Origin of the sequence: Nocardia sp. JMUB6875, assembly GCF_041154655.1 — a bacterium.
GTDB lineage: Bacteria > Actinomycetota > Actinomycetes > Mycobacteriales > Mycobacteriaceae > Nocardia.
This window is the reverse complement of record NZ_BAAFGR010000105.1, coordinates 17,616-28,823: the sequence shown is the minus strand read 5'-3', so window position 1 is coordinate 28,823 and position 11,208 is coordinate 17,616. Positions and strand designations below refer to the sequence as shown.

General features: G+C 67.3%; 9 protein-coding genes and 1 tRNA gene. 4 read left to right on the top strand and 6 right to left on the bottom strand.

Going from position 1 to position 11,208, the window contains the following annotated elements; genetic code table 11:
• The first annotated feature begins 277 nt into the window (after window positions 1–277).
• Complete coding sequence (locus ACAM49_RS25115; protein ID WP_369638021.1) at window positions 278–1,288, top strand: endonuclease/exonuclease/phosphatase family protein; 1,011 nt, start codon at window positions 278–280, stop codon at window positions 1,286–1,288.
• Between the two features lie 7 nt (window positions 1,289–1,295).
• Here ACAM49_RS25115 and ACAM49_RS25110 read toward each other — a convergent pair whose 3' ends face one another.
• Window positions 1,296–1,952, bottom strand: coding sequence for a nitroreductase/quinone reductase family protein (locus ACAM49_RS25110; protein WP_369638020.1), 657 nt, complete (start codon window positions 1,950–1,952; stop codon window positions 1,296–1,298).
• Window positions 1,953–1,990: 38 nt separating this feature from the next.
• Here ACAM49_RS25110 and ACAM49_RS25105 point away from each other — a divergent pair, with 38 nt between their 5' ends.
• Window positions 1,991–2,557: a TetR/AcrR family transcriptional regulator gene (locus ACAM49_RS25105; RefSeq protein WP_369638019.1), complete on the top strand. Its 567-nt coding sequence runs from the start codon at window positions 1,991–1,993 to the stop codon at window positions 2,555–2,557.
• Here the strand turns inward: ACAM49_RS25105 and ACAM49_RS25100 are convergent.
• Both ACAM49_RS25100 and ACAM49_RS25095 read right to left on the bottom strand, forming a co-directional pair.
• Window positions 2,544–3,770, bottom strand: coding sequence for a cytochrome P450 (locus tag ACAM49_RS25100; protein WP_369638018.1), 1,227 nt, complete (start codon window positions 3,768–3,770; stop codon window positions 2,544–2,546). The genes ACAM49_RS25105 and ACAM49_RS25100 overlap by 14 nt on opposite strands.
• 146 nt (window positions 3,771–3,916) lie before the next feature.
• A tRNA-Met gene (locus tag ACAM49_RS25095) sits at window positions 3,917–3,990 on the bottom strand.
• Window positions 3,991–4,527: 537 nt separating this feature from the next.
• Here ACAM49_RS25095 and ACAM49_RS25090 point away from each other — a divergent pair.
• Window positions 4,528–5,064, top strand: coding sequence for a transglycosylase family protein (locus ACAM49_RS25090; protein WP_369638017.1), 537 nt, complete (start codon window positions 4,528–4,530; stop codon window positions 5,062–5,064).
• Between the two features lie 90 nt (window positions 5,065–5,154).
• On the opposite strand, the gene ACAM49_RS25085 is transcribed toward ACAM49_RS25090, so the two are convergent.
• Window positions 5,155–6,012: an SDR family oxidoreductase gene (locus tag ACAM49_RS25085; RefSeq protein WP_369638016.1), complete on the bottom strand. Its 858-nt coding sequence runs from the start codon at window positions 6,010–6,012 to the stop codon at window positions 5,155–5,157.
• A 210-nt stretch (window positions 6,013–6,222) separates the two neighbouring features.
• Window positions 6,223–9,228: a UPF0182 family protein gene (locus ACAM49_RS25080; protein WP_369638015.1), complete on the bottom strand. Its 3,006-nt coding sequence runs from the start codon at window positions 9,226–9,228 to the stop codon at window positions 6,223–6,225.
• A 323-nt stretch (window positions 9,229–9,551) separates the two neighbouring features.
• On the opposite strand from ACAM49_RS25080, the gene ACAM49_RS25075 reads away from it, so the two are divergent.
• Window positions 9,552–10,160 carry a PPA1309 family protein gene (locus ACAM49_RS25075; protein WP_369638014.1) on the top strand — a complete coding sequence of 203 codons (609 nt, stop codon included), beginning with the start codon at window positions 9,552–9,554 and terminating at the stop codon, window positions 10,158–10,160.
• Here the strand turns inward: ACAM49_RS25075 and ACAM49_RS25070 are convergent.
• On the bottom strand, window positions 10,157–11,182 hold the full coding sequence (locus tag ACAM49_RS25070) for a PDZ domain-containing protein (RefSeq protein ID WP_369638013.1): 1,026 nt from the start codon (window positions 11,180–11,182) through the stop codon (window positions 10,157–10,159). The genes ACAM49_RS25075 and ACAM49_RS25070 overlap by 4 nt on opposite strands.
• Between the last annotated feature and the right edge of the window lie 26 nt (window positions 11,183–11,208).

The window sequence follows — 11,208 nt, the reverse complement described above, 5'->3', positions numbered from 1 at the left end:
CGCCCCAGCCGCACCTCCCGCTCCACGGCGACAGGCTCGACGGTTCCGATCTCGATGGCCTCGGTGTGCATGGGCCCAACCTCCTGGGACTCGGCCTCACGGGGGTGCTGCCAATCAGCACTATCGATTCAACGGCCGAAACCCCAGCGGCGCTCCCGAATTGCCTGAGCACTTGCTGTGGAGTCGGCACCGGTTGTATTACGACGACCCGAACCTGCTCGATTCCGGACTCCGCGGCCTCGCATAGGGTGGTCGGCGGAACGGGGAGGAATCAGACATGGTCGATGAGTTCACGCGTGAGCAACCGGTTGGCGAGGTGGTGGCGCCGGAACCGGCGAAAAGGTGGAACAAGGGCCGGGTCGGGCGGCTGTTGCTGGCGGTGATCGCGTGGTTGTTCTTGATCGCGGGTGTGGTCGGGGTGGGGCTGCACTACAGCACCTGGGTGCGGGAGCCGGTGGTGCTGGCGGCGTCGTTCGCCTCGTATTTCATGGTGGGTGCGGTTATCGCGACCGTGCTGTTCGGTCTGGGCCGTCGCTGGGTGAGCGCGGGGCTGGCCGTGGCGGTGTCGGCGGTCGCGGTCTGGACGCAGGCGCCGATGTTGTGGCCGGACGGGAGTGCGCCGCCGGGCACGGATCTCGTGGTGATGCAGTCGAATCTGGAGCTCGGCCATGGTGATGCCGACGCCCTGGTCCGGACGGCCCGCGAGAATGCCGCCGAAGTACTGACCATCGAGGAACTGACCCCCGGACTGCTGGACCGGCTCGACGCGGCGGGCCTCGCGGAGCTGCTGCCGTACCGGTTCACCGCGCCCTCGGGCGGGGGCCAGGGCACCGGCATCTTCAGCAAGTATCCGATCCAGGACGGCGTGAAGTTCGAGGGCTTCTGGCTGAACAACCTGCGCGCCACCATGATTCACCCGGAACGCGGCCCGATCACGGTGTTCGCGCTGCATCCGATCCCGCCGCTGGTGCACACCGGCGTCTGGGCGCACGAGCTCTCGCGCATCGGCGAGCTGCTGGACGAGCAGACCGGTCAGGTCGTGGTCGGCGGCGATTTCAACTCCACCTGGGACCACGCCCCGTACCGGAATCTGCTGCGCGGCCGCTACGCCGACTCCGCCGAACTCCTCGGCGTGGGCGCCCTCCCGACCTGGCCCACCAACCGGCCCGTCGGCCCGGCGATCGGCATCGACCGGGTGCTGGTCGCGGGCGGCCACGCCACCGAACTGCACTCGATCCACATGCCCGGCACCGACCACCGCGCGGTCGTCGCCCGCCTGCGCCTGTAACGGGCGATCAGGCCGATCGCTCGATGGATGGAACCCGGTCCGCCCCACTCGCTGACTCCCGCGGGGCCAGGTCGATCCGGATGACGAGCAGGTCCGCGCCGAGCGCGCGGACCACGATCGCGTTGAGCATGCGCAGCGGATGCCAACCGACCAGCCGCCGTTGTCTTTCCAGCGGATCCTCGTCTGGCAGGACTGTTGCCCGCCCGTCCCGCCAGACGAAACGCCAACCCTGCCGGAGCTTTACGCGCACGGTGGGTTCGGCCAGGAGGTTGCGGACGTATCCGGCGCGGTAGCCGTGTTCGGCGATGATCCAGAAGACGTCGCCGTCCAGACCGTTGCCCACCGGCGTGCGGTACCGCCGTCCGGTGCGGCGGCCCACCGTTTCCACGAGCGCGTATCCGAACGGCACGAAGCCGATCCGGAACAGCAGGCGCACAACGGGATTGAGCAGGTAGCGCTGGAAGGCCGCTACCGCGGCCCGTTTTCCGCGCGGCCAGAGGATGGTGAGCGGGATGTTGACCAGGAGCACCGCCGACTCCAGCAGCGGAACCAGCGGAGACGACGAGGCCGTGGGGTCGATCTTCCAGGTGATCCAGGCCAGGGCGGTCAGGCCCAGCGACCCGGTGATGACGGTGCGGGAGCGAACTTTTCGAAGCAATTCCATACGATCGTATTGTTCCATACGAGTGTATGGTTGTCGATATGCGGAAATACGGATCGACGAGCCGTGAGCAGCTCACCGACGCGGTGTTCACCATCGCGGGCACGAAGGGGCTGGACGCCGCGAGCATTCGTGAGGTCGCGGCCGCGGCCGAGGTGTCCATCGGCGCGGTGCAGCATCACTTCACCAGCAAGGACGAGCTCTACGCCTTCGCCTTCGAACAGCTCACCGCTCGCGTGCGCGCCCGCATGGGCGACATCGACCCGGATGCCCCGCTGGCCGACCGGCTGACCACGGCACTGTCCCAACTACTTCCGCTCGATGCCGAACGCGAGCACGAGGCGCGGGTGATGGTCTCGTTCGCCGCCCGCGCGGCGACCAGCGACACCCTCGCCGAGATCCAGCGCCGCACCCTGTCCGGGATTCGCCGCGAACTCGAGGAGCAACTGGCCGCCGCGGATCTCCCGAACCCGTCGACGCGCGCCGCGCTCCTCCTCGCAGCGGTCGATGGTCTCGCCCTCGACGCGGTCAGCGCGGGGATCTACTCCCCCGACGACCTGACCGCCGCCCTCTCACTACAGGTGCGCTCGCTGGTCACTCGAAACTGACCTGCCAGTGCTTGATGCCGTTGATCCAGCCCGACCGCAGCCGTTGCGGCTCGGTCAGCTGGCGCAGATTCGGCATGGCGTCGGCGATGGCATTGAACATCAGATCGATCTCCAGCCGCGCGAGATTCGCACCCACGCAGTAGTGCGTGCCGGTACCGCCGAAGCCCAGGTGCGGGTTGGGGTCGCGCAGGATGTCGAAGGTGAAGGGGTCGGCGAAGGCGGCCTCGTCGAAATTGGCCGAGCTGTAGAACATTCCGACGCGATCACCCGCGGCGATGGCCTGCCCGGCCAGCTCCGTGTCCCGGGTGGCGGTGCGCTGGAAGGCGGTGACCGGCGTTGCCCAGCGCACGATCTCATCGGGCGCGGTGCGAGGCCGCTTGTCGCGGAACAACTCCCATTGCTCGGGGTGATCCACGAAGGCCTTCATCCCGTGAGAGATGGCATTGCGCGTGGTCTCGTTGCCCGCGACGGTCAGCAGGATGACGAAGAAGCCGAATTCGTCGGAGCCCAGCGCCTCCCCGTCGAGATCGGCGGTGACCAACCGGCTGACGATGTCGTCGGCGGGGCAGGCGCGCCGCTGCTCGGCCATGTTCCACGCGTAGCCGAGGATCTCGGCGGAGGCCACCAGCGGATCGCCGTATTCCGGATCGTCGTAGCTGAGCATCTGATTCGACCAGTCGAACAGCCGATGGCGATCGGCCTGCGGGACACCGAGCAGTTCGGCGATCGCCTGCAGCGGTAGCTCACAGGCCACCTGCTGGACGAAATCGCCGCCGCCGGTCTTCCTGGCCTCGTGGACGATTCGCTCGGCGCGTTCGGTCAGCGCCGCCCGCAACCCCTCGACCGCGCGCGGCGTGAACCCCTTCGACACGATGCGCCGGGTGCGGGTGTGCTTGGGCGGGTCCATGTTCACCAGCGACGCGCCGTTGAGCTCCAACTGCTCCGGCGTCGTGTCGGAGGGCATGCGGATGATCGACCCGTTCCTGCTGGAGGAGAACAGCTCCGGCTGCCGCGACACCTCCCGGATGTCCTCGTGCCGGCTCACCACCCAGAAGCCCTTGTCCCCGAACGGCGCCGCCTGCGCGGGCGTCTGCGCGTTCCACCAGACCGGCGCGTTGTGGCGCGGCTCGGCGAACTCCTCGACGGGACTGCGGGTGGCCCAGAGTTCCGGATCGGTGAAATCGAATCCGGCCGGGATCGATGGGCTCGGCATGGTCGCTCCTGAGGCTCGCGGGCTGTCCGGCCACCCAAGCACCGCGCCGCCCCGCGAATCCGCCCCCGGTTCCAGCCAGTGGAACCGACCCGGCTACCGATACGAGAAAGGCCCGGAACCTGATGGTTCCGGGCCTTTCGCTTTAGTAGCGGGGACAGGATTTGAACCTGCGACCTCTGGGTTATGAGCCCAGCGAGCTACCGAGCTGCTCCACCCCGCGTCGGTGAACACAACATTACACACGGGCTAGCAGTAGCGCCAAATCGGCAGGTCACGGCGCATTTTGGAGATCTTGGGGCAACCTCGGGGCCGGGGCCGGCACAGCGAGGCGAGCCGGACGGGGGTCCGCTAAGCGGAGTGATCAGGTTGAAAATCCTCCGTTTGAAAGGCTCGCGCGCACGTATGGCCGCCGAAATGGCCGGAAAACGTGACTCACATCACTATTTCACTGTGAGTCGAGTCACATCACGGGTAGATAACAGACCGATCGGGATTGGCATTTACAGCATAGCCAACCTGCATCAACGCCGTTTTCGGCATCATTCGCTTCATGCAATTCTGGAGTTATCAAGACGTGATCTGCCGAGATTTCCTCGTTATCGTCAGTTCCGGCCCGGATCAATCCTGAGATGGGCACCGACCCCGACCGCTGCACTCCGGAAACCCTGTCCCGCGGTCGGGCACCCAAGCCTCCTGGGGACAGGGACACGACGCGGCAAACGCGTCGGGTCGGGGCAGCGCAGGGAGGGAATACACCATGAAACAGAACCGGAAGATCAACACTCGCGCCCTCGGCCTCGCCGCCGTCACCGGCGCACTTGTTGCCGTCCCGTTCGGCTTCACCGCAACCGCTTCGGCCGCCCCCGCCCACGACTGGGACGGCGTCGCCCAGTGTGAGAGCGGCGGCAACTGGGGTATCAACACCGGCAACGGCTACTACGGCGGCCTGCAGTTCACCCAGAGCACCTGGGCGGCCAACGGCGGCTCCGGCAGCCCGGCCAACGCCAGCAAGGCCGAGCAGATCCGCGTGGCCGAGAACGTGCTGGCCACCCAGGGTGTCGGTGCCTGGCCGGTGTGCGGCCAGTACCTGCGTACGGGCGTTTCCGAGCCCGAGGCCGAGGCCGCCCCGGAGCCCGTGGCTCCCGCGCCGGCCCCCGCCCCGACCGACCGTCAGGTCCTCATCGAGCAGGCCAAGAACGTCGCCGGCGGCCTCGCCGAGCAGTTCGGCGTGCAAGACCAGTACAACCAGGTCATGCAGGCGAACGCCGCCCTCATCGAATCGTGGGGCAAATAACCCAGAACTCCTTCCCTTATCGGAAGTAATGGAAAGGTGCTGTCATCAAAGGCGATGACAGCACCTTTCGCTATTCGCGAGCAATAACTATTAATGTGCGGCAGTAAATTGCTCCTTGTTTTCGAGGGCCCATTCCTGGAAGGTCCGCGGTGACCGGCCCGTCACGACGGCCACCGTCGGATGCACGACCGAGGTGAAGGACTCCGGGGCGGTGGCGCGCAAAGCCATGATGGCGGAGGCCATCTCGGGGTCGACGCCGAAGCGCAGCAGGTCCGCCCGCGCGGCCTCCGGGGAGATCTCCTCGAAACGCACTGGGCGGCCGAGGATTCCGGACAGGATGGCGGCCTGCTCGCCCGGCGAGAGGGCGCGGGGGCCGGTCAGCGTGTAGACCTGTCCGACGTGACCGGGCTCGGTGAGCGCGGCGACCGAGACCGCGGCGATATCGTCGGGATCGATGACCGCGATCCGACCGTGACCGAAAGGCCCACGGACGGTTGACGATTCACGAATCGACCGGGCCCAGTGCAAGGCATTGGACATGAAACCCATGGGGCGCACCATGGTCCAGTCGACCCCGCTCGCGCGCACCGCGTCCTCGCCTGCTCGATGCCAGGACGGGATCGGATCGGTGGCGGCCTCGTCTCCGGCGCGGCCGGAGGACAGCTTCACGATGTGCTCGACGCCCGCGGCGACGGCGGCGGTGGCGAGATTGGCGTCGTGCGTGGGGATCTCGGGCCCGGCCGTCGAGAGGAAGACGCGGCGGATACCGGCCAGGGCGGCGGGCAGGGTGCTCGGATCGCCGAGATCGGCGCGCACCACCTCGACGCCCGCGGGCAGATCGGCCGCCTCCGGGCGGCGCGTGATCGCGCGCACCGGCAGGCCCGCGGCCAGCAGCCGGTCGACCACGGCCCGGCCGACGGTTCCGGTGGCTCCGGTGACGAGGTACATGGTTTGCTCCGTTCATCGAGTTGCGGCGGGTGATTCCCGCCTCTCGATACTGCGGTTCGTGCGAAAACATGACCATCTACCGGCGGTATTTCGCTCGAAGCCTCCACACATTGCGTCACCAGCCCAGGGTTTCCTCCATCAGATACGCCCGAAAACGCGAAAGGCGCTGTCATCCAAGGGATGACAGCGCCTTTCCGGCTAGCGGGACGGTTAGCCGCCCGGCTTCTGGTAGTTGTTCACCGCGTTCTGCAGCTGTTCCAGCGCCTTGCCCAGCTGGCCCAGATCCCCGGACTTCTGCGCGTCCTGGACCGCCTTCAGGGCCTCGTCGAGCTGCTTGACGGCCGCGTCCTTACCGGTGGATCCGGTGGGCGCGGGCGGCGCCGGGGTCGGCGGCGGTGTCGTGGTGGTGCCGCCCTGAGCCGGTGGCGTCACCGTCTGGCCCGGCACATCGATCGCGGCATTGGCCAGGTCCGAGGCGCCGATACTGGCCAGCGCCTCCTTGACGGTCGAGCCGTAACCGATCTTGTCGTTATAGCTGACCAGCACCTTCACCAACTGCGCGTAGGTCGGCGCGTTCGCGGAGGCCGCCCGTTCCAGGTACCACGGCTCGACATAGAGGATGCCGCCGTTGGCGACCGGCAGGGTCAACAGGTTGCCGTATTTGAGCTTGTTGCCGTTGGTGCCGGTCAACAGGGTTCGGAAGGTGGCGACCGAGCCGTTGCTGGTCATCTGGTTGTGGATCGTTCCGGGACCCTGCGTCGTGGAGTCCTGCAATCGCAGGACCGTCAGCTTGCCGTAGTTGTCCGGGTCCGAATGCGCCTGGATGTAGGCGGACAGATAGTTCCGCTTGTATCCGACCATGACGCTGGTCAGGTTGAACTGCGCCTTGCCCGTCTTCGGATCGCCGATCAGCACGTAGTACGGCGGTTGATGGGCGCTCGCGGCCGCGCCCTCCTGGGTCGGGTCGTTGGGCACCGACCAGAAGGCGTTGTTGGTGAAGAACTCTCGCGGATCGTCCACGTGGTACTTCGCCAGCATCTCCCGCTGCACCTTGAAAAGGTCCTCGGGATAACGGAAGTGCGCGCGCAGCTCCTTGGTGATGTCCTCTTCCGGCTTCACCGTGCCCGGGAAGACCGAGCTCCACGCCTTCAGCACGGGATCGGTCTTGTCCACCTGGTACAGCGTCACGGTGCCGTCGTAGGCATCGACGGTGGCCTTCACCGAGTTCCGCATGTAGGAGACTTCCTTGCGCGGTAGTAGACGCCCCGTGGTCTGGTCGATGCTGTCCTCGACCGCGCCGTCGAGCGGGGTCTTCTGCGCGTACGGGTAGTTGTCGAGCGTGGTGTACGCGTCGACGATCCACAGGATGCGGCCGTTGACCACCGCCGGGTAGGCGTCGCCGTCGGCGGTCAGCCACGGGGCGACCTGGGTGACGCGGTCGCGCGGATTGCGATTGAAGATGATCTTCGAATCGGATCCGATGGCGCCCGAGAACAGGATGTTGCGCTCGGCGTACTTCGCCGCGAAGGCCAGCCGGTTGAACCAGTTGCCGATCTTCACGCCGCCCGCACCGGTGTAGGTGTACTGCGAGTCGTTCGTGTCGTACTCGCGCGGCGGCTGGTTGTTCGCGCCGACGATGGCGTAGTCGGCATCGGTCTTGGAGATCAGCGGGCCGTAGTAGATGCGCGGCTGCGAGACCGGAATCGCCTCGCGGGCCTCATCGGTGCCGAGGTTGCTGACAGTCTTCAGGTCGGTGCCGTTCGGGCCGGGCACGTTGAAGACCGGGTAGCCGTAGCCGCCGTTGGCGTCGCCGCCCGCGGACTGCTGCGCCTGGTTGGGGTCGTTCGGCGGCGCGGCGTTCACCTTGTTGGCCGGCGAGGCGTAGAAGCCGTTGCCGTGCGTGTACACGGTGTGCCGGTTGATCCAGTCCTTCTGGTTCTCGGTGAGGCTCGAGGGCTGCAGCTCCGCCGCGGCCACCACGAAGTCGTTGGTCTGACCGTTGGGCAGGGTGTAGCGGTCGATCGACAGCGACTCCGGGAAGCCGTAGATGTTCGGCAGCTGATTGCGCTGGACGAAGGTGGCCGACAGCAGGCTCGGATCCAGCAGGCGCACATTGCCGATGGTCTGCTGATCGGCCTGCGACTGCTGCGGCGACACCTGGCCGCCGTTCTTGTAGTCGACGTATTCGACCTTGTCCGAGGTGATTCCGTACGCCTGCCGGGTGGCCTCGATATTGCGCTGGATGTAGGCGCTCTCCTTGGTGGCCGCGTTCGGCTTCACCGAGAACTGCTCCACCAGCAGCGGCCACACCGCGCCCACCAGCACCGAGGACAGCACCAGCAGCGCCGCCGCCATGGCCGGAATCCGCAAGTCGCGCAGCACGACTCCGGCGAAGAAGGCGACCGCGCAGATGACCGCGATGGACAGCAGGATCAGCTTGGCCGGCAGCACCGCGTTGATATCGGTGTAGGAACCGCCGGAGAAGGTCGGGTCCTTACGGGTGCTCGACAGCAGCGCGTAGCGGTCGAACCAGTACGCGACGGCCTTGAGCAGCACGAAGATTCCCGCGATCACGGCCAGCTGCACGCGCGCCGAGGTGCTCAGCGCGCCCTCGCGGCCGGACAGCCGCAGGCCGCCGAACACGTAGTGCGCCACCAGGTTCGCGAAGAACGCGATCACCACGGCCACGAACAGCCAGTTCAGCACCATGCGGTAGAACGGCAGGTCGAAGGCGTAGAAGCCGATGTCCAGGTGGAACTGCGGATCCTGCTGCCCGAACGAGCCGCCGTGCAGGAACAGCTGCACCGTCACCCAGCTCGACTGCGCGACCAGGCCCGACAGCGCGCCGATCAGCACCGGGATGCCGATGCCGAACAGCTTGAGCCGGCTCATCACCGTGGTGCGGTAGCGGGCGATGGGATCGCCGGGGCCGCTGGCGGGCACGAATACCGGCCGCGACCGGTAGGCCAGCAGCAGCGCCGCCCAGATGATCAGCGCCACCACGATGGTGACCACCAGGAACAGCAGGATCCGGGTGATCAGCACGGTGGTGAAGACGTTGCGGAATCCCACCTCCCCGAACCACAGCCAGTTCGTGTAGGCGTCGGTGAGCCGGGGCCCGACCAGTAACAGGGCGGCCAGCACCAGTGCCGTGACGAGCAGAATGCGGCTGCGTCGGGACAGCGAAGGTAAGCCGGTCGGGGGGCGCATGCCCACGATGCCACTCTCCCAGGGTCCGGCGGCGCGCCAGGCCGATGTGCCGGTCCGGAGCGCCGCAGTCCGATGATTCGAGTTGGTCCCGGGGGACCGTTCGCGCCCCACTCTACGTAAAACGCCCGTCCGGCGGCCCGACACCTGCCGGGCAGTCTGTATCCGGACATGTCGGGCATGGCGTGCGGTCGCCACCGAGAGGAGGGAAGAGCCTGATCACGCTGGTGAACGCGGGTGCCGATGCGTCATCGCCGACCGGGCTTTCGCTCACGGCGCAACCCCCTCGACCCGCGATCCGGGCGGCCGCGCGGCGATGCGAGGATTGCGGGGTGAATCCAGAGCAGTGGGCGGCGTCGGCCCTGTACCGGTGTATTCGGGAGGTCGCGGAGTATGTCGACGGCGAGGGCTGGGACCGCCCGCCGCAGATGTTCGCGCTGGTCCCGACGGCGGACCTGGTCGCCGCCGAACCCGCGCTGCTGGATCAGCTCGACGAGGCCGACGCGCTGACTCCCATTGCGCAGGAACCGTTCCCGGAGGACATCGCCGGGGAGGCCGACGCCATGGCGCTGGACGAATTCCTGGCCACCACCAGCTGGCCGCCCTCGGTGGAGGGTTGCGTGCTGGTCCAGCAGATCGTGGTGCTGCCGCCGGACGCCGAGCACGCCCTCGACGAGGCCATCGCTCCCCTGCTGGCCGACCGCGAGGCCGCCGACCAGGCCGGCCGCCGCGCCGCCCTCACCCACGCCGAACGCCGCGACGCGCGCCTGTTCGTCGGCGTGCTGCGCGACGGAACCTCCCTGTCGCTGCTGCAGATTCGCCCCGCCGAGGACGAGGAGGACCCGTTCGGCGACCTCGAACTCCGCACCGCCCCCAACCTAGCCCCGAATCTGGTCGAGGCCCTGCGCCACACCCTCGAGAACGACCCCGACGACTTCTAGCCGCAGCTGGGGACGTCCTTACCCGCGTTGATGTCCTCGAGGGATTGGACTGCGCCGGAGAGGTTTTCGACCTTGACCAGGCGCAGGCCGTCGGGGGTGCGCTGGGCGGCCTCGTTGCAGTTGGCGGCGGGGACCATGAAGGTGACCGCGCCGGCCTCGCGGGCGGCGATCATCTTGTACTGGATGCCGCCGATCGGGCCCACCTTGCCGTCCGGGTCGATGGTGCCGGTGCCCGCGACGAACTTGCCGCCGGACAGGTCGCCGGTGGTGAGCTTGTCGATCAGGGCGAGGGTGAACATGAGCCCGGCCGAGGGGCCGCCGATCTCGCCGAGGTTGAAATCGACCTTGATCGGGCCCTTGGAGACCTCGTCGGGGGTGATGCCGAGGTAGCCCTTGTTGGCGTCGTCGGGGCGCGCGGCCAGGGTGATCTCGGCGGTCTGCTCGACGCCGTCGCGGCGGAACACCACCTTCACCGCAGTGCCGGGCTTGACCGAGGAGACCGCGGCGACAACGTCTTTGGCGGTGGTGATGGTCTTGCCGTCGACGCTGACCAGCTCGTCGCCCTTGCGCAGGACATCCTTGGCGGGCCCGTCGTCGGACACATTCGCCAGCTGCACCGCGGTCGGCAGCTTCAGGTAATTCAGGGCCGCCAATTCGGCGGAATCCTCGGAATCCTTGAACTGCTGCTGATTGGATTTGTCTACATCGTCACGCGATTGTCCCGGCGGATAGACCTCCGCGCGCGGCACCAAACCGTGCTGACCGTCGACCCACAGCCCGAGCGCCTCGAAGATATTCAGCTTGTCGCGAACGGACACCGTCGTCATATTCAGGTTGCCGGAGGTGGGTTTCACATCCACGCCCTGCACCTCGACCACCTGTTTGCCCTCGACTTCGCCCAGCGTATTGAAGGTCGGGCCAGGTCCGAGCGCCACGAACGGGACGGTGACGACACTGCCCACGATTCCCAGCACCAGAATCGGGACCAGGGCGGCCAACAGGGTGACAATGCGGCGGTTCACGCGGCCAAGGGTACTGGTCATCAAGG